The organism is Streptococcus sp. CF8_St5-17 (assembly GCF_024295665.1).
In the GTDB taxonomy this organism is placed as follows: domain Bacteria; phylum Bacillota; class Bacilli; order Lactobacillales; family Streptococcaceae; genus Streptococcus.
In genome coordinates this window covers 62,517-87,178 of record NZ_JANCOU010000007.1, presented here as the reverse complement: position 1 = coordinate 87,178, position 24,662 = coordinate 62,517, and the positions used below count along the sequence as shown (strand labels likewise).

Sequence of the window (24,662 nt, the reverse complement as noted above, 5' to 3'; positions counted from 1 at the left end):
TGAGCTTGTCAACTCTTTCTATTATACCTACTTTTAGAATCTTGTCAAGATATTGGGTTTATTTTTTTATCTTTTTGGAGAAAAATCTCTTAGCACATGCTTTAGTTCTTTCAACATTGCTTTTCTTCCTTTGAATCGCTCATCAGCTAACAAGCGTTCAAACAACTCCAACCTTTCTTTTCCTAACCCTGCTCGATACTCTTTAAGCATTTCTTGTAATGCGTAAGACTCATCTATCAACAGCCCCCCTTCGCCTAATCGATGGCTAATTTCGCTCACTTCTTCATAAGCTTGTCGATCCAATCTTCTTTTATAACTTTCTTGTTTCCTAACTGCATCCAAAATTCGATTTCGAAACTTTGTTTTGAAGTAGGTATAAAATTCCTTATTTTTATTTCCCTTGAAATCAGGGTGATTTTCTAATAATTCATGTAGGCAAATCATTCCCTCTTGATCCCAATCTTCTTTTTCCCATAAATGAAGGTAGTATTCTTTTCTACATTTGTGTACAATAGCTTTCACTTCTTGGTAATTCATTTCTAACATAATCATTCTCCTTTTCTGCCATTAGTATAGCAGAGGTAGAGATAATTTATGACATTTCTTCTATTTTGTTACTTATCTTACCTGATTTTATTTTTTTGAATGTTTGATATTTCATTGGGAAGTGTTTTGGGGCTTTTTAGGATATAAAAAAGGCAAGAGTTTTGCTCTTGTCTTTTAAAAATTTATTGGAACAAATCTACAATTGTATCCCAGACAGTTTTTGCCTTTTCTTTAATTTTTGCATCTGAAATAGCTTTTTCTGCTTCATCAATAAGATTCTGGGCTCGATCTCGGATATCAGTTATAGAATCACTTGATTGCACACCACCATTGTCGGTTGCTTGATTTTGAGAATTTCTAGGAGCTATACCGTTTAGTTCATAAGCATTCTCAACAGTAAAGGTACTTCCTGGCGTATAAGGAAGAATTGTTTCTGCCATACTTCTAAAAATATGAGCGGCGCCATTTGATGTCGAACCTGCTAGATAATGGTTTTCATCGGTAGTTGGGAAACCAAGCCAGTGACTAATGACTACATCAGGTGTATACCCAACAACCCATTGGTCACTCGTATATTCTGGGTTAAAAGCAGTCTCTGTCGTTCCAGTTTTTCCGGCCATAACATAACCATCAGGCGAAGAACTTATTCCTGTACCATTTGTGAAGGTTCCTAACATCATGCTAGTCATTTTATCAGCTACAGACTTGTCTATCACACGTTTTTGAGAATTCTTATGTGTAGCAATGACTTGACCACTTGCATTTTCAATACGTGTAATAAAATGCGCTTCAGGCATCAAACCTTCATTTGCAAATGCTGCATAAGCTTGTGCCATTTGTAGTGGACTAGTTTCCACACCACCACCCAGGGCAACACCCAACACACGATCCACATTCGTTAAATCAAGTCCAAATCTTTCACCTGATTCAAAAGCCTTGTCGATGCCAAGTTGTTTAACTGTTGCTACGGCAGGGAGGTTTAGGGACTCAGCTAAAGCTTGGTACATTGGAACTTCAGGAGATGTTTTGATTCCTGCGTAGTTATCGACCTTGTAATCACCATACTCCATAGTATGATTATCCAACTCTTTATTTAGAGCCCAACCAGCTTCGACTGCTGGGGTATAGACAACTAAGGGCTTAATAGTTGAACCTGGACTTCTTTTTGATTGAGTTGCGTAGTTGAAATTTCGGAAGCCCGCTTTATCATCTCCTGCTACACGACCAACAACTCCTCGAACTCCTCCTGTTTTTGGTTCTAGAGCAACACTGCCAGACTCAGCATGAGTTCCATCTTCTGCGGTTGGAAAGAGAGCTGTGTTTTCATAAATGACTTGCATATTAGCCTGGTAATTCTGATCTAATTCCGTATATATACGATAGCCGTTGTTCACAATTTCTTCTTCAGTTAAATTATACTTTTCAATTGCTTCATTAACAACAGCATCAAAATAGGATGGATATCGGTAGTCTGAAACTTTACCTTTATAAGCATCCTGCAGTTGAGATGCCATATCAACACCCGAAGCTTCCGCTTCTTTGTCCTTATCAATATAGCCAGCAGCGACCATGTTTTGTAAGACGGTGTCTCTACGGTTAGTAGAATCTTCAATAGAATTCAAAGGGTTGTATAATTCCGGTCCTTTCAGCATTCCTGCTAAAGTCGCAGCTTCATCAAGCGTCAGTTGAGAAGCTGAAACCCCAAAGTATTTTTTACTTGCATCTTCAACACCCCAAACCCCATTTCCGAAATAGGCATTGTTCAAGTACATGGTTAGGATTTCCTTCTTGCTATATTTTTTGGTTAATTCTAGAGCTAAGAAGAATTCTTTGGCTTTTCTTTGAACAGTCTGATCTTGAGAAAGATAGGCATTCTTTGCCAACTGCTGAGTAATCGTAGAACCACCACCCGAGCGACCTGCTGTAAGAATGGCCAGGAAAAAGCGTCCATAGTTAATTCCACTATTTTTATAGAAACTTCTATCTTCTGTCGCAATAACAGCATTCTGCAAATCTTCACTAATATCCGAAAGTTCGACATAGGTGCCTTTTTGACCTGACAGGGCGCCTGCTTCTTTTTCTTCTCTGTCAAAAATCAGAGTACGTGTTTTTAAAGCATTTTGTAAGTCTGTAACATTCGTCGATTTTGCTAGCGCAAATAGATAGACCCCAACAAAAAGGCTGGCACTTAGTCCTATAATCAGAAAGATTTTTGTCAAATGATAACGGCGCCAGAATTTTCGAATAGGACCAACTGCCCCAGATTTCTTTCGCCCTGCTCTTGAACGTCGTAAGTTGCTCGACACATTTTCTTCTTGTTCGACTTCATTCATTTCTGTTTCTTCAATTTCGGATTCTTCCTTTTTAAATAAAGAAAGAAATTTTTCAAATAAGGTATCTAATTTCATGCGTATATTTTATCATCTTCCCCATAGGAAGACAAGAATTTTGCTAGTTCCCCTGTCCAAATAAACTGATTTTTGTTACAATATCAGTATGAAATTTACCTTTACTATCCCTGAGTCTCTACCTGAAATGACAGTTAAACTTTTTCTGGAGGAACAGCTGTTAATCCCTCGAAAAATAAGGCACTTTTTGAGAACCAAGAAACACATCCTCATTAATCAAGAAGAGGTGCATTGGCATCAAACGATCAAGTCTGGGGATGAATGTCAATTGATTTTCGATGAGGAAGATTATCCTACAAAAGAAATTGCTTTGGGCAACCCCAAACTTGTAAATGAAATCTATCAAGACCAACATTTAATTATCGTAAATAAACCCGAGGGCATGAAAACACATGGGAATCAGCCCGATGAGATTGCTCTTCTTAATCATGTCAGCGCCTATGTTGGTCAAACTTGCTATGTTGTCCATAGACTAGATATGGAAACAAGTGGTCTCGTATTGTTTGCTAAGAATCCATTCATTCTTCCTATCCTTAATCGCTTATTAGAAAAGAAAGAGATTTCCCGAGAATACTGGGCTCTAGTTGACGGAAAAATAGAGGCTAAAGAGCTTGTCTTCCGAGATAAAATTGGTCGCAATCGTCACGACCGTAGGAAACGGGTAGTGGATCAAAAAAATGGCCAATACGCTGAAACCCAAGTAACTCGTTTGAAACAATTTGCAACGAACAAAACTAGTCTTATTCGTTGCAAATTAAAAACGGGACGAACCCATCAGATCCGAGTTCACCTATCTCACCACGGACATCCAATTCTTGGAGACCCTCTCTACAACTCACATTCAAAAGTTAGCAGACTGATGCTGCACGCATTTAAACTATCCTTTATCCACCCTCTAACTTTAAACAAATTAAGCTTTACTGCACTTTCAGATACATTTGAAAGAGAATTAAAACAAAATGGATGATAAAATCATCCATTTTTCTTCACTAATACTAAAAAAGCAAGACCAATAGGTCTTGCTTTTTCGACTCAGAAATTATTTAGCAATTTTTGCGAAGTATTCAAGAGTACGAACAAGTTGTGCAGTATAAGACATTTCGTTGTCATACCATGAAACAACTTTAACCAATTGTTTACCGTCAACGTCAAGAACTTTAGTTTGAGTTGCGTCAAACAATGATCCGTAAGACATACCTACAACGTCTGAAGAAACGATTGGATCTTCAGTGTAACCGTATGATTCGTTAGCTACTGCTTTCATAGCTGCATTTACTTCATCAACAGTAACGTTCTTTTCGAGAACAACTACCAATTCAGTAACTGATCCAGTTGGAGTAGGAACGCGTTGTGCAGCTCCGTCCAATTTACCGTTCAATTCAGGAATAACCAAACCGATTGCTTTAGCAGCACCAGTTGAGTTAGGAACGATGTTTGCAGCACCAGCACGAGCACGACGAAGGTCACCTTTACGGTGTGGACCGTCAAGGATCATTTGGTCACCAGTGTAAGCGTGGATAGTAGTCATCAATCCTTCAACAACACCGAAGTTATCTTGAAGAGCTTTAGCCATTGGAGCCAAGCAGTTTGTAGTACATGAAGCACCTGAGATAACTGTTTCAGTACCATCAAGAATATCGTGGTTAGTGTTAAATACGACTGTTTTAACATCTGATCCACCAGGAGCAGTGATAACAACTTTCTTAGCACCACCAGCATGCAAGTGTTTTTCAGCAGCTGCTTTAGTAGCAAAGAAACCAGTTGCTTCAAGAACGATTTCTACACCGTCGTTAGCCCAGTCGATTTGTTCTGGATCGCGTTCAGCAGAAACTTTAACGAATTTACCGTTAACTTCGAATCCACCTTCTTTAACTTCCACAGTACCGTCGAAACGACCTTGAGTTGTGTCATATTTCAACAAGTGTGCAAGCATAACTGGATCTGTAAGGTCGTTGATGCGAGTAACTTCAACACCTTCTACGTTTTGGATACGACGGAAAGCAAGACGACCGATACGACCGAAACCGTTAATACCAACTTTAACTACCATTAGTGATTTCCTCCTTATGAAAATCATGAAAATTTTATTGTGAAAAGAGTAACTTGAATCACTACAAATCACCTTTCAACAAACCTATTATATAACTATTTTAGTTTTATTGCAAGTGCGGGCGTTGATTTTCACTTTAGTTTTATACTTTTCAATTCCTCTTATTTTACTAAGACACCTTAGTAAAAGCCTTCACTCTATCCACATCATGATTCCTTATAAAATTTTGGTTCCATGAAAAATCAAAAAAGAGACAGGATAACTCCTGCCTCTAGGCTGATAATCTATTATTTTCGACGTCCTGGACGTTCTGCATAACCATAGTAAGCATCTGCCATGATTTCTTCCATGTCAGCTACCATTGGCAAGCGTGGGTTCGCAGGTGAACATTGGTCTTCATATGCGAGCAAGGCAATTTCATGCAAGCTGTCTTTCCAAGCTTTTTCATCAATTCCTTGATCCTTGAAGTTCATCTTGATACCTACTGCAACACCAAGGTCGTAAACAGCTTTAGCGTATGCTTCAACTGCTTCTTCTGGAGTTGAGTGAGGCAAGCCAAGCATTTTCGCGATATCTTGGAATTTCTCATCAGCTTTCCAGTAGTTGTATTTAGGCCATGTAGTAGTCTTAGATGGACGAGTTCCATTGTAACGGATTACGTATGGAAGCAAGATTGCATTTGTACGTCCGTGAACAGTGTGGTGAACCGCGCCAATCTTATGGGCCATTGAGTGACTCATCCCAAGGAAGGCATTGGCGAAGGCCATACCAGCCATTGTAGAAGCATTATGCATTTTTTCGCGAGCTTCTGGATCAGCTGTCTTAACTGATTTTTCTAACCATTCGAAGACAAGCTTGATTGTTTGAAGAGCGATACCATCTGTATAATCATTAGCAAAGTTTGAAGTGTAAGCTTCGGTAGCGTGAGTCAACACGTCCATACCTGTATCGGCAGCGATGAAGTCAGGAACTGACTCAACCAAAGCAGGGTCAACAATCGCAATAGTTGGTGTCAATGAGTAGTCAGCCAATGGATATTTACGGTTGTTTTTCTTATCAGAGATAACGGCAAATGGTGTTACTTCTGAACCTGTACCTGAAGTTGTTGGAATACCGATGTATTTCGCTTTCTTGCCAAGCGATGGGAAGCGGAAGGCACGTTTACGAATATCCATGAATTTTTGAACCAAGTCACGGAAGTCGATTTGTGGTTGTTCGTAGAAGAGCCACATTACTTTAGCCGCATCCATTGGAGAACCACCACCAAGTGCGATAATTGTGTCTGGTTCAAATTTTCGCATCACTTCAGTTCCACGTTCTACAGTTGTGATATCTGGATCTGGTTCAACATCTGAGAAGACTTGGACAGTTACACGGTTGCTACGTTTGTTCAATTGGTCGATAATGCGTTGAACAAAACCAAGTTTTTCGATAGATTTGTCTGTAACAATCATTACGCGTTCAATATCTTCACATGTTTGAAGGTATTGGATAGAATTGCGTTCGAAGTAAATTTTTGAAGGAACTTTAAACCATTGCATATTATTTCTACGTTTCCCTACTTTCTTGATGTTTAGAAGGTTAATTGCACTCACGTTATCACCGACTGAGTTGTGTCCATAAGAACCACATCCAAGTGTCAATGATGGAATGAAGGCATTGTATACGTCACCGATACCACCGAAAGTAGATGGAGAGTTCCAGATAATACGCATTGCTTTGATTTCTGTACCAAAACGTTTAGCAAGTTCTTCGTCTTTTGTATGGATAGCTGCTGAGTGACCAAGTCCATTGAACTCAACCATTTGACGAGCTTTTTTAAGACCATCTTCAGTATCTTCAGCTTTAAGAACTGCAATAACTGGTGATAATTTTTCACGAGTTAATGGTTCTTTTGGTCCTACTTCTGCACATTCTGCTGCCAAGATATTTGTTCCTTCTGGAACAGAGAATCCAGCTTGTTCAGCAATCCATGCAGCTGGCTTACCAACGATGTTTGCGTTTAGTTTAGCACCAGCACAGTTTTTGCTGTTAGCTTTCACACCGAAACAGAATTCTTCAAGAAGAGCTTTTTCTTTCTTGTTTACAAAGTAAGTGTGATATGACTTGAATTCTTCTACAAATTCATCATAAACTTCTTTATCAATGATAACTGCTTGTTCTGACGCACAGACCATACCATTATCAAATGATTTAGACATAACGATATCATGAGCAGCTTGACGGAGGTCAGCAGATTTTTCTACATAAGCAGGAACATTCCCGGCACCTACCCCAAGTGCTGGCTTACCGCATGAGTAAGCAGCTTTAACCATGGCATTACCACCAGTTGCGAGGATAGTCGCAACGCCTTCGTGGTTCATAAGTGCTCCAGTTGCTTCCATTGATGGTTCTGTAATCCATTGAACACAGTTTTCAGGAGCGCCAGCTGCGATTGCTGCATCACGAACGATTTGTGCTGCGTGAGCTGATGATTCTTGAGCTGATGGGTGGAAAGCGAAAACGATTGGATTACGCGTTTTCAAAGCAATCAATGATTTGAAAATAGCTGTTGAAGTTGGGTTTGTTGTTGGAGTGACACCGCAGATTACACCTACAGGTTCTGCAATTTTAGTCAGACCTGTAATTGGGTCCTCTTCAATAACTCCAACTGTTTTAACGCCACGCATATTGTTTACTACGTGTTCACAGGCAAAAAGGTTTTTTGTTGCCTTGTCTTCGAATACACCACGCCCAGTTTCTTCAACTGCATGTTGTGCAAGAATTCCGTGTGCATCAAGAGCAGCAACAGATGCTTTTGCTACGATGTAGTCAACTTGCTCTTGGTTCAACTTGCGCATTTCGTCAAGTGCAACCAAAGCTTTTTGTACTAATCCATCTACATGCTTTTCAGCAGCGAGTTGTTTTTGCTCAGGTGTCAAAGTTTTTTTATCAGCCATATTTTCCTCCATAGCCTTAAAGGTTTAAACCTTTGTTAAATTTTTCACAAGTATATTATAACTCTTTTTTTTTACTTTGTAAACAGTTTCATAGATATTTCACAAAGAATTTTCATATTTTTGTGATTTTTTTCTCAAATTCGCGTTATAATGCATTCTTTCCCCGAGGTTTGTGAAAATCTTATTATATTTTTTTTTTTCACAAACTTGTTTTTAGTTTATTTTTCCACTCTTAAATCAAGGAAGCGTTTTCTTTATTTCTTGAGAAAAGACCTCCTTGTTAGGAGGTTATTGTGCCTGTTGGAAGAGTCCTTGTTTAAAGTCGCCTTCATAGACAACTTCTTGCTCGGTAGTTAGTTTCCCTTTTCCTTCAGCTTGGCCATTCACAAAATCACCTTCATAAACCCATCCATTCTTAGCTTGGTAGGTTCCTTTCCCATTAAATGCGCCATTTTTAAACTGTCCGGTGTAGGTATCTCCATTAGAGAAGGTCATTGTTCCTTGGCCGTTCATCTTCCCACGAACAATACTTCCGTCATATACTAGTGAATCGCCATCCAATTTTAAAACTCCTTGCTTAGGCATATTCCCCACAAATACAAATATAGCACAAAGAGCTATGACTACTATCGTTGCAATTTCCAAACGAGGACGCGTTATATAGACACTGTATTTATCATAGAATTTCTTTAAATTATCCATTTTTTGCCTCATTTTCTAAACGTGTTAGCCAAGCTTGGCAACCAGTTAAAACTCGATCATAAGTTTCATCAAAATCACCTGTATACCATGGATCAGGAACATCCTCAGAAGCAAATGCCTCTAGCTTATGTAGTTGATCTTGAGGACACATCTGATGCAAATCAGCGAGATTAGACTCATCCATCCCAATGATATAGTCAAAATACTCAAAATCTTTTTTAGAAATTTGTTGGGAAGTTTTCGAAGTATCATAAGGAACGCCATGACTTCGAAAGATGCCTTGCGTCCCTTTGTGGATTGGATTACCGTGTTCCCAAGAAGAAGTTGCTCTACTTTCAATCTCATAATCATCGGTTAAAGATTTCATAACAAATTCTGCCATAGGACTTCGGCAAATATTACCAAGGCAAACAAAAACAACCTTTTTCATCATTGCTCCTCATTATCATAGAAAAACGGGAATGAGATTCACCCCGTTTTATTCTTCAATAGCACTGCCTTCTTCGATAACAGCGCCTTCAGGTGTGACAGCTTCTTTGACTGGCAAAACTGTTCTAATTGCGCCTAATTCAAAAGTCAAGTATACTCCGTCTACATCAAGTACAATCGTTTTGTTTTCAGTATCAACTTCGTCGACTGTACCGTAGAGACCACCGATAGTGATTACTTCGTAGCCTTTTTGAAGTTTGTTGAGGCTCTCCATGCGTTTTTCAGCTTGTTTCTTTTGAGAACGTTGCATGAAGAACATCAAACCAAACATCAAAACAAGCATAATCAAGAATGTTAAATTCCCACCCATTATTTTTTCTCCTTTGTAATTCAGATAAAACTACTATATCAAATTTCACTTGTTTTTACAAGATTGCACCTTGATTTTAGGTCAATAAAAAACCAGAGCAAATGCTCTGATTTTTCTTACTTCAAGTTGTTTACAATTTCAACTAATTTTTCAACTGTAAATCCATACTCTGCTAAAACTTTTGGTGCTGGGGCAGATGCTCCAAAGGTATCAATACCGAGAACTGCTCCATCAAGACCAACGTATTTGTACCAGTTTTGAGTCGCTCCCATTTCAACCGCCACACGGTGACGAATCGCATTTGGTAGGATTTCTTCTTTGTAGGCTGCATCTTGTGCGTCAAAGACATCCGTAGATGGCATGCTGACTACGCGAACTTTTCCACCTTGACTTGCCAATTCTTTAGCAGCTGCAACAGCCAGATTAACCTCTGAACCTGTTGCAATCAAAATAGTGTCAAAGTCTGCTGCATTTTCATAGACAACATAAGCACCTTTGGTAACCTTATCAAAGTCTGTTCCTTCCTCAACAGTCAAGTTTTGACGAGTCAAGACGAGGGCAGTTGGTGTTTTCTCACTCTTCACTGCAAGGTACCAAGCTGCTTGAGTTTCACGCGCATCTGCTGGACGGAAAACATTGAGGTTTGGAATTGCACGAAGACCTGCCAAGTGCTCTACTGGTTCGTGAGTTGGTCCATCTTCACCAACTGCGATTGAATCGTGAGTAAAGACATAGGTTACAGGAAGACCTTGTAGAGCTGACAAACGAACTGCTGCTTTAAGGTAGTCTGAGAATACGAAGAAAGTTCCACCGTAAACTCGAAGTCCACCGTGAAGAGCCATTCCGTTCAAAACGGTACCCATTGCAAATTCACGAACACCAAATTGGATATTACGATTCAAGCGATTTGCATCATCTTGGAGTCCATCTGTTTTGATATAAGTCATATTTGAATGAGCAAGGTCTGCTGATCCACCAAGGAAAGTTGGCAATTTAGCAGCCACTACATTCAAAGCATCTTGACTTGAGTTACGAGTTGCTTGAGAGAAGCCATTCTCTAAAGCCGGGAAGTCTTCTGGAGTCACCTCAACTGGATCACGCCCTTCGATGATTGCTTCCACTTCTGCAGCAAGTTCTGGGTGAGCTTCTTTATAATCTGCGACTAGTTTTGTCCATGCTTCATATGCCGATGCACCACGATCTGCAACATTTTCTTTGAAATCGGCATAAACTTCCGCTGGAATTTCAAATGGTTCATAGTTCCAACCAAGTGCTTGGCGAGTTGCTGCAGTTTCATCTGCTCCAAGAGGGGCACCGTGTACGGCATTGGTTCCTTGTTTGTTTGGAGAACCATAACCAATAACAGTTTTCACTTCGATCAAAGATGGTTTTCCTGAAGCCTTAGCTTCTTCGATAGCAGCATGAATCGCTTCTAAATCTGTTCCATCTTCTACCAAAGCTGTATGCCAACCGTAGGCATTGTAACGATCGCGAACACTTTCTGTGAATGAATCTTTTGTCTCACCATCCAAGTTGATATCATTTGAGTCATAAAGAACAACCAACTTGTCAAGCTTTTGCAAGCCTGCATAAGAAGCAGCTTCACTTGAGACACCTTCCATCAAGTCGCCATCTCCACAGATAACATATGTGTAGTGATCAAAGATGTTATAACCTTCACGGTTGTACTTAGCTGCAAGGAAACGTTCTGCTTGTGCAAAACCTGTCGCAGTCGCAATCCCTTGTCCTAGAGGACCTGTAGTTGCATCAACCCCTGCTGTATGACCAAATTCTGGGTGACCTGGAGTTTTAGAACCCCATTGACGGAAGTTCTTCAGTTCATCCATACTCACATCTTCAAATCCAGAAAGGTGAAGAAGGGCATAGAGAAGCATTGACCCATGACCTGCTGAGAGAATAAAGCGGTCGCGGTTAATCCAGTTTGGTTGAGCTGGATTGATACGAAGTTCTTTAGTGAAAAGGCTGTATGCCATCGGTGCAGCTCCCATAACCACCCCTGGGTGACCTGAGTTCGCTTTATTGATAGCGTCAATACCTAGAAAACGAATCGCATTAACAGATAGATTTGACATAGAATTTCCTTTCTCTTTGAGGTGATAAGTATACCACTCATCCTATTTTACTATTATATGAAAAAATACCTAGAATAGCAATAAAACAATTTACTATAAAATGACTCAGCCGATTAGATTAATTTCTGGTCGCTTGATAGTAAGGCAAGAATTTTTCAAAAGCCCTATCCAGTTCATCTAAAATCTTATCTAGAGTTTCTTCATCAGTCACTGGAACATCAGCTTTTATTAATACTTTGCGAATCTCTTGGTTAGATAACTGTTGTCTCAAAAGTTGTCTATTCTCCTCAGTAGCCTGCACTCTATAACTCTCATCGTTTTTCTGAACCCAATAATAGATTCCCTCAACCACTGGCACATCCAAAACTTTAGCCTGTTTTGATAAGGTAGCTTCATCTTTCTTTCTCTCTATAAAACTAACTTCTAAAGAGATTCCCCAATTTTTCTGACTTCCATACAAACGAAGAGCCATCATGGGTTCCGCAACTGAACCTTCTGCCTGTAAATAAGCCCAAAAATGAGGGCGAAGACGTTGAGCTTGATTCATCCATTGACTGGTTGGGTGTAATTTCCAATCGGAATGCCTAGCTTGAAAACATTCAGCTAGGTGAGTAAATGACTTTCGTGCTCCCTGCCCTTTGCTACGCATGGATAACATTTTATCTCTTTCAACTCCTGCTTTGTCAGGATTCCGGTACTGTTCTCCTTGATAAGCAAGATAATCTTTGATTTCTTTCATTTGATTCCTTCTTTAGTTAGAAAAAAATCAGGAAAACCTGATTTTTCATTTATCTTATTCAGTATCTACGACAACATAACGATTTGGTTCGTCGCCTTCAGAGTAGCTCGTTACACCTTCCATTCGCGAAATGATACGATGGATAATTTTACGCTCGCTACTTGACATTGGATCTGTCATCTGACTACGACCTTCTTCCAAGACACGTGTAGCCAATTTCTGTGCGTAACTCTGCAAAACTTCTGCACGATGTTCCACATAGTCATTCACATTGATCGTGATGTAGAAAGTTTTTGAATAACGATTGTAGAGGTAATTTTGCGCTAGAAGTTGAAGAGATTTCAAAACCTTACCGTGGTAACCGATAATACGACCCGGCTCATTCGTATCGATTTGCATGTTGATAGAACGACGGTTAGAAGTACTAGAAATAGTTCCCTCAACATCCATATCATCAATGATTGCTTGAACATAGTCCGTCACTTCTTCAACAACCTTTTCTGTGTCGTAAGTCGGCTCAACTTTCAAACCAAGGTTTTCTAAATCACTACCTTGCTCTTCGTCAGCATTTTCTTGAATTTCTTCAGGTTGCAATTCTTTTAAAACAGCAATGTGCCCTGTTTCCTCTAAAATAGTGCTTGCTTCCTTATCATTCTTGAGAATTTCAGCCTTGACTTCTTCAGAAATTTCTTGGCCTTCTTCTTCAATCTTCTTGATAGCTGCAACTACATGTCCCAAATCGACTGTTGCTTCACTGACTGTTTTAACTGGATCATTTTGATCATTAATTTCTTTTGGAACGCCTTTGATCGCTTGCTGATTTGCTTTTACAACCGTTGTTTCACTGATTGCTTCGATATCAACTTGAGCTGGTTTTTTTCCAAAAAGTCCAAAAAATCCTTTTTTCTCTCTCGAAACAACTTTGATATGAGCTTTCATTCTCGGAATATTTAATTCATTCAATCCATTTTGGATTGCTTCTTCAACTGTTGAACCTGTAAATAATACCATTATCAGATTTCTCCTTACTTTTTCTTTTTCTGTGCTTTCTTTAGAGCTTTTCTTTTCTTAACTTCTAAATCCTTCTTAGCTTGCACATCTGCTTCACGCTCTGCAATAATTTTGAAGGGATTGTTCAAAAGGTAAGTTTGCAATACTTGATAAGCATTTGAAACCGCCCAGTAAAGAGCGACACCACTTGGAGCAGATATTGCAAAAAAGAAGATTATAACAGGCATGCCATACATCATACCTGTCATTGCACCATTTTTCTCAGGCAAAGCTTTGTTTGAAAGCCAGCTACTGAGGAAGGTGAATAGGGCAGCTAAAATAGGTAGTACGAAAGTGGTATCAGCTCCACCTAGATTGAACCATAAAAAGTGGCCTGTCTTCAAAAAATCTACGTTTGATAAAGCTTGGAAAAGAGCCAATAGAATTGGCATTTGAATCAAAAGCGGCCAGAAGGATGCAGATTGCTTAATGCCTAATTCTTTAAATAGTTTACGTGTTTCCTGATCTAGCTTAGTACGACTTTCCATGTCGCGACCTGGATAACGTTCGCGCAATTCTTTGATAAGAGGTTGCGCCTCTTGCATTTTTCTGGAAGCCACCATTTGTGTTTGAAAGACTGGTAACAGTATTGTTCTAATCAAAACCGTGAAAAGAATAATCCCTAAACCAATGCTTACATTAAAGGACAAAAAACGAATGGTTTCAGCAAAAAAATAAACAAGTTTACTCCAAAAGTCTGCCGAATCAGCAGACACTTCACTAGTTGCACAAGCAGTCATTACCAACAAGGACAAACCTAAAAAACTAGTCAATTGTAATTTCTTCTTCACTCTTATTTCCTTCCTGGTAAATCTTTGCTAATCTCAAAACATGAAGTAAATTTTTTTCAATTTCTGCATATTCTAGTAGTTCAACGCCTTTTCGAGCAATCACAACAAAATCGACATTATCAACAATTTGATTGCTATTTTGAATGAGAACATGCCGGATTCTTCTCTTGATTTGGTTTCTTGTTACAGCATTTCCTAATTTTTTACTGACTGATAAACCTACTCGAAAATGTGTTTCATTGTTTTCTAATCGATAAATAACAAATTTTCGATTAGCTACACTTGCTCCCTTTTTAAATATGGCGTCGAAATCTTTCTCTTTTTTTACACGAAAGCTTTTTCTCAAAAATCATACTCCATCTAATAAAACTACTACTATTATACCATAAAATTTCAAAAAGCCAATCATGGCAAGGTTTTAGGCTGGTTTGGCTTCGAAAAAAGTAGCCATTCTTAAAAAATTTGACCAGAATCAATGATATTTTACTAGTTTTTTTGAGAATACAAAACAAAAGCCACTCTTACGAGCGACTTTTGTAGGAGATTATTATGAAAAAGTTTAGGATTTCTATTAAATAAAGTTAGGAGGTCTTCATTTAATGATTATAGTATACACACTCATCCTTAAATTGACCTTAAACCATTTTATTTTTTTATTAATTTTTAAAACTATGGATTGGAGCTGGAATTTGACCTCCACGAGCAATGAAATCAACTGAAGAAGCACCGTTGACCTTCATTACTGGCGCCGTCCCCAATAGGCCTCCAAACTCAATCATATCGCCTTCTTTACCCTTTGGAATAATACGAACAGCCGTTGTCTTCATGTTAATGACACCAATTGCTGCCTCATCCGCAATCATAGCTGCAATCGTCTCTGCAGGAGTATCTTCTGGAATGGCAATCATATCCAAACCAACTGAACAGATAGCTGTCATTGCTTCTAATTTCTCAAGATTTAGGGAGCCATTTTGCACTGCTGCTATCATACCCTCATCTTCTGAGACTGGGATGAAAGCACCTGACAATCCACCGACTTGGTTGCAAGCCATTACACCACCTTTTTTTACTTGGTCATTTAAAAGAGCTAAGGCTGCAGTCGTCCCATGAGTCCCAACTGTTTCAAGACCCATTTCCTCGAGAACCCGAGCTACAGAATCCCCCACTGCAGGAGTAGGTGCTAAACTCAAATCAACAATCCCAAAATCAACTCCTAGTCTTTCACTAGCCATCTGGCCAACTAATTGACCAATCCGAGTAATCTTGAAGGCTGTCTTTTTAACAGTTTCAGCAACTACATCAAAGCTTTGGCCGCGAACTTTTTCTAAGGCACGTTTGACTACACCAGGACCTGAAACACCAACATTAATAATAACATCAGCTTCGCCAACACCATGAAAGGCTCCGGCCATAAAAGGATTGTCTTCAACTGCATTGGCAAATACAACTAATTTAGCAGCTCCCATATCAGAAAAACTAGCAGTTTCCTTGATAATTCGACCCATATCAGCTACAGCAGTCATGTTAATTCCTGACTTGGTTGAACCGATATTGACAGAAGAGCAAACTTTATCAGTTTCAGCTAAGGCACGCGGAATCGAGTTGATGAGTATTTCGTCTCCTTTTTGGTAGCCTTTCTGAACTAAGGCAGAAAAACCCCCAATAAAATCTACACCAATTTCTTTTGCTGCTCTATCTAAAGCTTTTGCTAACACTACATAATCTGTCGCATCTGTTGCTGCTCCAATCAAAGAAATAGGCGTTACCGATACGCGTTTGTTAACGATTGGAATCCCAAGTTCAGCTGCAATTTCATCCCCGACAGCAACTAAATTTGCGGCCTTGCTAGTTATCTTATCATAAATTTTATCTGCAGCCTTATTAATATCTGGATCTATACAATCTAGAAGTGAAATTCCCATGGTAATTGTTCTGATATCAAAATTCTGCTCTTCAATCATTGAGATTGTTTCAGTGACTTGTCTAATATCCATACACGCCTCCTAGATATTATACATAGCATCAAAAATCGCAGCACTCTGAATATTGATTTTGACATTCAAAGTCTGACCAAAAGCCTCAAACTCATTTCTCAAATGAGTAAAATCTTGTTTTTCTTCACTAGATACCACAGCCATCATTGTGAAGAACTCGTCCAAGACAGTTTGTGAAATATCATCAATATTTAATCCTAATTCAGCAATCTTAGTCGCAACACCTGCAACAATCCCACCTTTATCTTTTCCAACTACAGTTATGATAGCTTTCATATCGACCCTCCATTTTTAAACTATAGAAAATCTAATTTTGTGATTTTCTTTTTTCTCAGTATAGCACATTTACAACAAAAAAACTAAAAAACGCCTGCTTACGAAATTGTTCTTAAAAGAAAAACAATTTCGTAAACAAGCGTCTACCGACCATCTTATGATGAGTGTTCCCGCTAGGACAAAAGTCCTAGCGGTAGACCAGAGCTAGACTAAGAGCACAGGGCTCCATCATCATAACACTCAACAAAATTGATGATTTTATACTAATTCAATGATCGCCATTGGCGCTGCATCACCACGACGTGGTTCAGTTTTAAGGATACGAGTGTATCCACCGTTACGGTCTGCGTAACGAGGTGCGATTTCTGAGAACAATTTTTGAAGAGCTGTAGTAGAAGTGTACTTGTCAGTTGCTTCATCATAGTTTTCAGATGCGATTTCATTACGTACGAAAGCAGCAGCTTGACGACGTGCATGCAAATCACCACGTTTACCTAGAGTAATCATTTTTTCAACAGTTTTACGGATTTCTTTAGCACGAGCTTCAGTTGTCACGATTGATTCGTTGATCAAAAGGTCAGTTGTCAAATCGCGAAGCATTGCTTTACGTTGTGAGCTAGTGCGTCCTAGTTTACGGTAAGCCATGTATTCCTCCTTTATTTATCTTTTAATCCAAGACCCAAATCAATGAGTTTGAGTTTCACTTCTTCCAAACTCTTGCGTCCAAGATTTCTTACTTTCATCATCTCTGCTTCAGATTTTTCTGTCAAATCGTGCACAGTATTGATACCAGCACGTTTCAAACAGTTATACGAGCGTACAGACAAGTCAAGTTCCTCAATCGTACGTTCCAAAATACGGTCGTCCGATTCAGTATCAGCTTCTTTCATCACTTCTGCAGATTTAGCAATCTCTGTAAGATTTGTAAACAAATCAAGATGTTCTGTCAAAATACGTGCTGAAAGCCCTAAAGCATCTTCTGGAATAATAGTTCCATTTGTCAAGATTTCAAGGGTTAATTTGTCGAAACCATCATTGCTTCCTACACGAGCAGGTTCAACTTGATAGTTAACTTTTGTAACTGGTGTATAAATAGAATCTACAGCAAGTGTTCCAACTGGGGCATTATCTTTTTTATTTTCATCTGCAGGTACATAGCCACGACCAGTGTTTACAGTCATAGTTGCTTTAAATGAAGCACCTTCTCCGATTGTGAAAAGATAATGATCTGGATTTACGATTTCAATATCACTATCAGTTAAAATATCTCCGGCTGTCACTTCAGCAGGACCTTCAACATCAAGTTCAATAGTCTTTTCGTCTTTTACATATGATTTAACTGCAATACCTTTAATGTTCAGAATGATTTGCATCACGTCTTCGCGAACACCAGGAATTGTATCAAATTCATGTAATACTCCATCGATATCGATAGATGTAACAGCTGCTCCTGGAAGAGAAGCAAGAAGTACACGACGAAGAGAGTTACCAAGTGTTGTACCGTATCCACGTTCTAGTGGTTCGATTACAAACTTGCCATAATCTTTATTTTCATCAATTTTTGTTATATTTGGTTTTTCAAACTCGATCATTTAGTTACTCCCTCTTAAACGAAAAGCAGTGTAAAGGTAATGATTATACACGGCGACGTTTTGGAGGACGAGCACCATTGTGTGGCACTGGAGTCACATCACGAATTGCTGTTACTTCAAGACCAGCGGCAGCAAGAGCACGAATAGCTGACTCACGACCAGAACCTGGACCTTTTACAGTAACTTCAACTGATTTAAGACCGTGTTCTTGTGCAGATTTAGCAGCAGCTTCTGAAGCCATTTGAGCAGCAAATGGTGTAGATTTACGAGAACCTTTGAAACCAAGAGCACCAGCTGATGACCAAGCGATTGCATTACCATGCACATCAGTAATCATAACAATAGTGTTATTAAATGTAGCGTGAATATGAGCAATACCAGATTCGATATTCTTTTTCACACGACGTTTACGTGTTGGTTTAGCCAAGACTTTTACCTCCTATATTATTTTTTCTTACCAGCAATCGCAACAGCTTTACCTTTACGAGTGCGAGCGTTGTTTTTAGTGTTTTGTCCACGGACAGGAAGTCCACGACGGTGACGGATACCACGGTATGAACCGATTTCCATCAAACGTTTGATGTTCAAGTTCACTTCACGACGAAGGTCACCTTCAACTTTAATTGCATCCACTTCACGACGGATAGCATCTTCTTGATCTGATGTAAGGTCACGAACACGAATATCTTCTGAAACTCCAGCAGCTGCCAAAATCTTTTGAGATGTTGCAAGTCCGATACCATAGACATAAGTCAATGAGATAACTACGCGTTTGTCATTTGGAATATCAACTCCAGCAATACGAGCCATGTTTTCTCCTTTCTATCTTATCCTTGACGTTGTTTGTGTTTTGGATTTGCTGGGCAAATTACCATAACACGACCATTACGACGAATTACTTTACAGTATTCGCAAATTGGTTTGACCGATGGTCTTACTTTCATTTCTTATCCCTCCAAGTTTTTCGATTATTTAAAGCGGTAAGTGATACGTCCACGTGTCAAGTCATATGGACTCATTTCAACAGTAACACGATCTCCCGCTAAAATACGAATATAGTTTTTACGAATTTTACCAGAAACTGTTGCTAAAATCTGATGTCCATTTTCAAGTTCAACCGTAAACATTGCATTCGGCATCGTATCGACTACTTTGCCTTCAACTTCAATCACATCGTCTTTTGCCACGCAAAAGTACCTCCCTAAATTTCGATTTGATGCCTCTAGACACAGAGACAACAATTATAAGTCAGACTAACTCAGTATAACATTTGTCAAGACATTTTGCAAGCCTGAAAAACGCTTTTATTTCAAATTTGTCAATACCTTTTCGATATCTTTAAAGACATCATTGATATCTTGGTTGCCTTCGATATCATGTACTAGACCTTTAGCTCGATAGTGAGCAATGATTGGTTCACCTTGAGCAATATTGACATCCAAACGACGTTTAACTGTCTCAGGTTTATCATCCTCACGTTGGTAGTAATCTTCCTCTTTGTAATCAACTGGTGGGTTGAATACTTTATGGAAAGTTTCGCCAGTTTCACGGTGAATGATACGACCACTCAAACGTTCAAGTAGGCATGATGGATCTACTTCGATGTTAATAACACCTTCAAGTTCAATTCCAAGTTCAGCCAATGTTTTGTCTAAGGCATGAGCTTGCTCAATTGTACGTGGGTACCCATCCAACAAGAAGCCAGTTTCTTTAATATCATCTTGAGAAAGACGTTCTTTAACAATTCCATTTGTAACTTCATCTGGAACCAATTCGCCTTTATCAATATAAGACTTAGCTAATACACCCATTTCAGTTTGGTTAGCCATTGCTGCACGGAACATGTCACCTGTTGAGATGTGGGCAACGTGAAACTGTTCAACAATTTTCGCTGCTTGTGTCCCTTTACCTGCACCAGGTAAACCCATAATCAAAAGATTCATGATTCAAACTCCTTTTTTGTATTTAAATAGAAGCAAAAATTCATTTCAACTCCTATTTAAAAACAAAATAGAAGAGAGGAGATAAAAATCTGACAATGTCTTTGATTTTTACACTCCACTCTCTGAGCAATAGTGAATTTTATTTTCTATTACAATTATTCTGTTGTATCTAAGAAACCAACATACTTACGTTTCAATAGATAACCTTCCAATTGTTTAATTCCTTCGATACCTGTAGAGATAATGATTAGCAAACTTGTTCCCCCAAAAGCGACAACTTCTGAAAGACCAAATAAATCTTTAGCTACAATAGGTAGGATAGAAATCACACCTAGGAAGATTGATCCGACTGTTGCGAGACGACGAAGAAGTTTTGACATATATTCTTCTGTCCCTTTACCAGGACGGACACCATGGATATAAGCTCCACTCTTTTGTAAATTTTCTGCTGCTTTCTCTGGATTGATCTGTACAAATGTATAGAAGAATGTAAAGAGAATAATCAACAGAGCATACAAAGCAACACCTGTTGGGGTTGAAGTAGATACCAACTCTTGAGCTGTTTTTACCCATTCCCAATTAAGACCAGACGCACTTACGAATTGTAAAATTGCTGCCGGTGCTGCTGTAATAGAGCTAGCAAAGATAACCGGGATAACCCCAGCAGGGTTAATCTTCAATGGAAGATAGGAGCTTGACGGCGCACCTTGAGCTACCTTTGTATACTGAATTGGAATCTTGTATTTAGCTTGTTCAACGTAAGTTGTAAAGTAAACAATTAACAAAACAGCAATGATTAAGATAGCAACGAAAATGAGAGACGATGTCAAACGACTGCTTGGTACATTGACAAAGTAATCTACATAGATGCCCTTAATCATATCAGGAATTGAAGCAACAATCCCTGCAAAGATAATCATTGAAACACCATTTCCGTATCCCTTATCTGTGATTTGCTCTCCCAACCAGGTTACAATCATGCTTCCTGCGGTTAAAATTCCACCAATTACAAGGAATACTTGTGGTGTAAGTGGTACAGTCAAAAGTTTAGCTCCAGACAGAGCGTTAAAACCAGCAGTAATCCCGACTGATTGAACAAATGCAAGCACAAGGGCAATGTATCGAGTCGCTTGATTTAACTTTCTACGACCTACTTCCCCTTGTTTGCCCCACTCTACAAATTTTGGCAATAAATCCATTTGCAAGAGTTGGACGACGATTGAGGCTGTGATGTAGGGACTAACACCAAGTGCAAAAACTGAGAAGTTTTTCATGGCATTCCCTGACACCAAGCTCAACATATTCAAGAAGGATAGTCCACTCAAAGCGTTCAAGCTATTTGCATTTACCCATGGTACAGTAATGCTTGTACCGATACGGAATACAAATACGATAAAAATTGTAAATAGAATTTTTGATCGAACTTGTTTAACTTTGAATGCTTCTCTCAATAATTTAAAAAACATAGGTCACCTCACTTAGATGACTTCAACAGAACCACCTTTAGCAGTGATAGCTTCTTCAGCTGATTTAGAGAATTTAGCTGCTTTAACAGTCAATTTCTTAGTCAACTCACCGTTACCAAGAACTTTGATACCTGATTTTTCAGATTTAACAATTCCTGATTCTACAAGTACCACTGGAGTTACTTCAGCACCGTCATCAAAGGCGTTCAATTGATCAAGGTTTACAATAGCATATTCTTTAGCGTTGATGTTAGTAAATCCACGTTTTGGAAGACGACGGAACAATGGAGTTTGTCCACCTTCAAAACCAAGACGTACACCGCCTCCGCTACGAGCTTTTTGACCTTTTTGACCACGGCCTGATGTTTTACCGTTACCTGATGAAGTACCACGTCCAACACGGTTACGTGACTTACGAGAACCTTCTGCAGGTTTCAATTCATGAAGTTTCATTTATTTTTCTCCTCTTTTGTAAAATGCTAGCGCCGATAAAGGAGAAAAGGTTGTCTCCTTTATCAACTCGCCTATACTGTGTCATCTAAGATGACTATATCTAGTTTTAGGGGATGGTCATATGCACATCCCCTAAATAATCATTAGTTTACTTCTTCAACTGTTACCAAGTGAGATACTGCAGTAATCATACCACGGATTGCAGCGTTATCTTCTTTAATAACAGAGCTGTTCAATTTGCCAAGTCCAAGTGCTACAACAGTTTTACGTTGTGATGGAATGCGTCCGATTGGAGACTTAGTCAAAGTAATTTTAATTTGAGCCATTTTATCCCCTTTCTTATGCCAAATCAGAAACTGAAATACCACGAAGGGCAGCAACTTCTTCAGCGCGTTTCAATTGTTTCAAACCTTCAACAGTTGCGCGAACAATGTTGATTGGAGTGTTAGAACCAAGTGATTTAGATGTAATATCTGCCACACCTGCCAATTCCACAACGGCACGAACTGCACCACCTGCGGCAACTCCAGAACCTTCTACAGCAGGTTTCAACAATACTTTAGCTCCACCGAATTCTGAAAGAACTTCATGTGGAATTGTTGTTCCGACCATAGGAACTTCGATCAAGTTTTTCTTAGCATCTTCTACTGCTTTGCGGATTGCTTCTGGAACTTCTTGAGCTTTACCAGTACCAAATCCTACACGACCGTTGCGGTCACCAACTACTACAAGAGCTGCGAAACGAAGACGACGTCCACCTTTAACAACTTTTGTAACACGGTTAACAGCAACTACGCGTTCTTCAAGTTCTACTGCATTGTCTTTAAATGCCATTTTCTAGTGTCCTCCTATTAGAATTTCAATCCGTTTTCACGAGCTGCATCAGCCAAAGCTTTCACACGTCCGTGATATAGATATCCACCGCGGTCGAACACCACTTCTGAAATACCTTTAGCACTTGCACGTTCTGCAACGAGTTTACCGACAGCAACGGCTTGTTCAGTTTTAGTTCCTTTTGAAACTTCTTTGTCAAGAGTTGAAGCACTTGCGAGCGTTACACCCGCTACGTCATCAATCACTTGAGCGTAGATGCCTGTATTAGAACGGAATACGTTCAAACGTGGGCGATCAGCAGTTCCAGAGAGTTTTCCGCGTACACGACGGTGGCGTTTTTGGCGGAGTTTGTTTTTATCTGGTTTAGAAATCACAGTTTTCACCTCTTTAATTTTAAATCATGTGCTATGCACAAAGTTGGTAATGGGGTTGGTGGTTGAAAATCAACCACTCAACATTATTTACCAGTTTTACCTTCTTTAAGACGAACATATTCGCCAACGTAACGGATACCTTTACCTTTGTATGGTTCTGGTGAACGAAGGCTACGTACGTAAGCAGCTGTTTGACCAACTACTTCTTTTGAAATTCCGCTGATAACGATAGTCGTTGGGTTTGGAAGTCCAAAAGTAATTCCTGCTGGAGCTTCAACTTCGTCTGGATGTGATTTACCAACAGCCAAAACAAGTTTGTTTCCTTGAAGTTGTGCACGGTAACCAACCCCACGCATTTCAAGTTCTTTCTTGAATCCTTCTGAAACACCAATAACCATGTTGTTCAAAAGTGCACGAGTAGTTCCGTGGATAGTTTTCATTTCTTTTGAATCGTTTGGACGGTGAAGAGTTACTTCAGTACCTTCCACACGGATTTCAATATCTTTTGAGAACTCACGAGTAAGTTCTCCTTTAGGTCCTTTTACAGTTACAACGTTGTCATTGTTAGTGAGTTCAACACCAGCAGGCAACACGATAACTTTATTACCAATACGTGACATGTTTTTATTCTCCTGTTAAATTGTCAGGCCATAAAGGCCAGTTTTCACGGGGTTAAGATACTTATTTAGTTCAAGATCTGAACTGAACACGCTCTAAGAACTGTGCAAAATAGATAAGTTGGCTTGTTTGTAAACAACCTGCTCCAACTTCCTAATTTTGCTTTGTTCTTTACGAGCTTTGTATCTTGATTTTACCAAACGTAAGCGATAACCTCTCCACCAACATTCTTTTGGCGAGCTTCTTTATCAGTAAGCAAACCTTCAGAAGTTGAAAGGATAGCAATTCCAAGACCGTTAAGTACTTTTGGAAGATCTTCACGTTTTTTGTAGACACGAAGTCCTGGTTTAGAAACACGTTTCAAGTTAGTGATAACTCGTTCACCGTTTGCTCCGTATTTAAGGAATACACGGATGATGCCTTGTTTGTCATCTTCGATGATTTCTACGTTCTTAACAAAACCTTCGCGTTTAAGGATTTCAGCAATCCCTTTTTTGATGTTTGATGCAGGTACTTCAAGTACTTCGTGTTTTGCTTGGTTAGCGTTACGAATACGAGTTAGGAAGTCTGCGATTGGGTCAGTCATAACCATTTTATTTTTCTCCTCTTACTAGTAGTTTGCAAGTTGCACTTGCTAGTTAATGATTGAGCTGGGCTCAGATAGTATTGACACATTCAAACAAGATAATCTCATTTGAACACGAGCTACAACCTGGGCAAAAAAGATAGATTTGTCTTGGAGCATTGCTCCTGCACCAAATCTCCTATTTTTGCTGGGGTTGTTACGCTCTTTGTATCATGTTATTACCAAGATGCTTTTGTTACACCAGGGATTTGACCTTTGTATGCCAATTCACGGAAGCAAACACGGCAAAGTTTAAACTTGCGGTAAACTGAGTGTGGACGTCCACAACGTTCACAGCGAGTGTATGCTTGAGTAGAGAACTTCGCTGGGCGTTTGTTCTTAGCAATCATAGATTTTTTAGCCATTAGTT

Annotated in this window: 30 protein-coding genes; 1 reads left to right on the top strand and 29 read right to left on the bottom strand. The window is 39.2% G+C overall.

Annotation, left to right across the window (positions count from 1 at the left end; all coding sequences use genetic code 11):
• Positions 1-66: 66 nt before the first annotated feature.
• Positions 67-546 carry a sigma factor gene (locus tag NMM19_RS06875; RefSeq protein ID WP_178895559.1) on the bottom strand — a complete coding sequence of 160 codons (480 nt, stop codon included), beginning with the start codon at positions 544-546 and terminating at the stop codon, positions 67-69.
• A gap of 182 nt (positions 547-728) precedes the next feature.
• The gene (gene pbp2a / locus NMM19_RS06870; protein WP_178895560.1) at positions 729-2,954 is read right to left on the bottom strand and encodes a penicillin-binding protein PBP2A; all 2,226 of its coding nucleotides are present in this window, start codon (positions 2,952-2,954) and stop codon (positions 729-731) included.
• An 88-nt stretch (positions 2,955-3,042) separates the two neighbouring features.
• Here pbp2a and NMM19_RS06865 point away from each other — a divergent pair, with 88 nt between their 5' ends.
• Positions 3,043-3,921 carry an RluA family pseudouridine synthase gene (locus tag NMM19_RS06865; RefSeq protein ID WP_302851393.1) on the top strand — a complete coding sequence of 293 codons (879 nt, stop codon included), beginning with the start codon at positions 3,043-3,045 and terminating at the stop codon, positions 3,919-3,921.
• 72 nt (positions 3,922-3,993) lie between these two features.
• Here the strand turns inward: NMM19_RS06865 and gap are convergent, their stop codons facing one another.
• The 27 genes from gap to NMM19_RS06730 form a co-directional block, all read right to left on the bottom strand.
• Positions 3,994-5,004 (bottom strand): type I glyceraldehyde-3-phosphate dehydrogenase, encoded by a 1,011-nt coding sequence (gene gap, locus NMM19_RS06860; protein WP_006154814.1) that lies wholly within the window; start codon positions 5,002-5,004, stop codon positions 3,994-3,996.
• 287 nt (positions 5,005-5,291) lie between these two features.
• Entirely contained in the window at positions 5,292-7,943 is a 2,652-nt protein-coding gene (adhE, locus tag NMM19_RS06855; RefSeq protein ID WP_178895561.1) for a bifunctional acetaldehyde-CoA/alcohol dehydrogenase, read from the bottom strand.
• A gap of 288 nt (positions 7,944-8,231) precedes the next feature.
• Positions 8,232-8,645, bottom strand: a complete 414-nt coding sequence (locus NMM19_RS06850) for an MORN repeat-containing protein (RefSeq protein WP_178895562.1) — start codon at positions 8,643-8,645, stop codon at positions 8,232-8,234.
• Positions 8,638-9,075 carry a low molecular weight protein-tyrosine-phosphatase gene (locus NMM19_RS06845; protein ID WP_178895563.1) on the bottom strand — a complete coding sequence of 146 codons (438 nt, stop codon included), beginning with the start codon at positions 9,073-9,075 and terminating at the stop codon, positions 8,638-8,640. The genes NMM19_RS06850 and NMM19_RS06845 overlap by 8 nt, the downstream gene beginning before the upstream one ends.
• Positions 9,076-9,123: 48 nt before the next feature.
• Positions 9,124-9,444 (bottom strand): preprotein translocase subunit YajC, encoded by a 321-nt coding sequence (gene yajC, locus NMM19_RS06840; RefSeq protein WP_000509386.1) that lies wholly within the window; start codon positions 9,442-9,444, stop codon positions 9,124-9,126.
• Positions 9,445-9,560: 116 nt separating this feature from the next.
• Positions 9,561-11,537 (bottom strand): transketolase, encoded by a 1,977-nt coding sequence (gene tkt, locus NMM19_RS06835; RefSeq protein ID WP_178895564.1) that lies wholly within the window; start codon positions 11,535-11,537, stop codon positions 9,561-9,563.
• Positions 11,538-11,655: 118 nt separating this feature from the next.
• On the bottom strand, positions 11,656-12,276 hold the full coding sequence (locus NMM19_RS06830) for a ribonuclease P (RefSeq protein WP_178895565.1): 621 nt from the start codon (positions 12,274-12,276) through the stop codon (positions 11,656-11,658).
• A gap of 54 nt (positions 12,277-12,330) precedes the next feature.
• Complete coding sequence (gene jag, locus NMM19_RS06825; RefSeq protein ID WP_178895566.1) at positions 12,331-13,287, bottom strand: RNA-binding cell elongation regulator Jag/EloR; 957 nt, start codon at positions 13,285-13,287, stop codon at positions 12,331-12,333.
• Positions 13,288-13,301: 14 nt separating this feature from the next.
• Positions 13,302-14,117 (bottom strand): YidC/Oxa1 family membrane protein insertase, encoded by an 816-nt coding sequence (locus NMM19_RS06820; RefSeq protein ID WP_178895567.1) that lies wholly within the window; start codon positions 14,115-14,117, stop codon positions 13,302-13,304.
• Positions 14,092-14,463 (bottom strand): ribonuclease P protein component, encoded by a 372-nt coding sequence (rnpA, locus tag NMM19_RS06815; RefSeq protein WP_178895568.1) that lies wholly within the window; start codon positions 14,461-14,463, stop codon positions 14,092-14,094. The genes NMM19_RS06820 and rnpA overlap by 26 nt, the downstream gene beginning before the upstream one ends.
• A gap of 310 nt (positions 14,464-14,773) precedes the next feature.
• Positions 14,774-16,111, bottom strand: coding sequence for a PFL family protein (locus NMM19_RS06810; RefSeq protein WP_178895569.1), 1,338 nt, complete (start codon positions 16,109-16,111; stop codon positions 14,774-14,776).
• Positions 16,112-16,120: 9 nt separating this feature from the next.
• Positions 16,121-16,387: an ACT domain-containing protein gene (locus tag NMM19_RS06805; RefSeq protein ID WP_006151049.1), complete on the bottom strand. Its 267-nt coding sequence runs from the start codon at positions 16,385-16,387 to the stop codon at positions 16,121-16,123.
• Between the two features lie 258 nt (positions 16,388-16,645).
• Entirely contained in the window at positions 16,646-17,032 is a 387-nt protein-coding gene (rplQ, locus tag NMM19_RS06800) for a 50S ribosomal protein L17 (protein ID WP_004251124.1), read from the bottom strand.
• An 11-nt stretch (positions 17,033-17,043) separates the two neighbouring features.
• Entirely contained in the window at positions 17,044-17,979 is a 936-nt protein-coding gene (locus NMM19_RS06795) for a DNA-directed RNA polymerase subunit alpha (protein ID WP_004251121.1), read from the bottom strand.
• Positions 17,980-18,022: 43 nt separating this feature from the next.
• On the bottom strand, positions 18,023-18,406 hold the full coding sequence (gene rpsK / locus NMM19_RS06790; RefSeq protein ID WP_001118385.1) for a 30S ribosomal protein S11: 384 nt from the start codon (positions 18,404-18,406) through the stop codon (positions 18,023-18,025).
• A 17-nt stretch (positions 18,407-18,423) separates the two neighbouring features.
• Positions 18,424-18,789, bottom strand: coding sequence for a 30S ribosomal protein S13 (gene rpsM, locus NMM19_RS06785; RefSeq protein ID WP_004251117.1), 366 nt, complete (start codon positions 18,787-18,789; stop codon positions 18,424-18,426).
• Between the two features lie 17 nt (positions 18,790-18,806).
• Positions 18,807-18,923, bottom strand: coding sequence for a 50S ribosomal protein L36 (rpmJ, locus tag NMM19_RS06780; RefSeq protein WP_001808836.1), 117 nt, complete (start codon positions 18,921-18,923; stop codon positions 18,807-18,809).
• A 24-nt stretch (positions 18,924-18,947) separates the two neighbouring features.
• Positions 18,948-19,166, bottom strand: a complete 219-nt coding sequence (gene infA / locus NMM19_RS06775; protein WP_001029883.1) for a translation initiation factor IF-1 — start codon at positions 19,164-19,166, stop codon at positions 18,948-18,950.
• A 117-nt stretch (positions 19,167-19,283) separates the two neighbouring features.
• Positions 19,284-19,922, bottom strand: coding sequence for an adenylate kinase (locus NMM19_RS06770; RefSeq protein ID WP_178895570.1), 639 nt, complete (start codon positions 19,920-19,922; stop codon positions 19,284-19,286).
• A 155-nt stretch (positions 19,923-20,077) separates the two neighbouring features.
• Positions 20,078-21,388, bottom strand: coding sequence for a preprotein translocase subunit SecY (gene secY, locus NMM19_RS06765; protein WP_178895571.1), 1,311 nt, complete (start codon positions 21,386-21,388; stop codon positions 20,078-20,080).
• Positions 21,389-21,400: 12 nt separating this feature from the next.
• A complete protein-coding gene (gene rplO, locus NMM19_RS06760) occupies positions 21,401-21,841 on the bottom strand; it encodes a 50S ribosomal protein L15 (protein ID WP_006151070.1) in 441 nt (146 codons plus the stop codon).
• 143 nt (positions 21,842-21,984) lie between these two features.
• Positions 21,985-22,167: a 50S ribosomal protein L30 gene (rpmD, locus tag NMM19_RS06755; RefSeq protein WP_000057241.1), complete on the bottom strand. Its 183-nt coding sequence runs from the start codon at positions 22,165-22,167 to the stop codon at positions 21,985-21,987.
• 13 nt (positions 22,168-22,180) lie between these two features.
• Entirely contained in the window at positions 22,181-22,675 is a 495-nt protein-coding gene (gene rpsE / locus NMM19_RS06750) for a 30S ribosomal protein S5 (protein WP_004251100.1), read from the bottom strand.
• 17 nt (positions 22,676-22,692) lie between these two features.
• Positions 22,693-23,049, bottom strand: a complete 357-nt coding sequence (gene rplR, locus NMM19_RS06745) for a 50S ribosomal protein L18 (protein WP_004251098.1) — start codon at positions 23,047-23,049, stop codon at positions 22,693-22,695.
• An 83-nt stretch (positions 23,050-23,132) separates the two neighbouring features.
• Positions 23,133-23,669, bottom strand: a complete 537-nt coding sequence (gene rplF, locus NMM19_RS06740; RefSeq protein WP_178895572.1) for a 50S ribosomal protein L6 — start codon at positions 23,667-23,669, stop codon at positions 23,133-23,135.
• A 191-nt stretch (positions 23,670-23,860) separates the two neighbouring features.
• Complete coding sequence (rpsH, locus tag NMM19_RS06735; protein ID WP_004251095.1) at positions 23,861-24,259, bottom strand: 30S ribosomal protein S8; 399 nt, start codon at positions 24,257-24,259, stop codon at positions 23,861-23,863.
• A gap of 212 nt (positions 24,260-24,471) precedes the next feature.
• The gene (locus NMM19_RS06730; RefSeq protein WP_001085699.1) at positions 24,472-24,657 is read right to left on the bottom strand and encodes a type Z 30S ribosomal protein S14; all 186 of its coding nucleotides are present in this window, start codon (positions 24,655-24,657) and stop codon (positions 24,472-24,474) included.
• Positions 24,658-24,662: the final 5 nt, after the last annotated feature.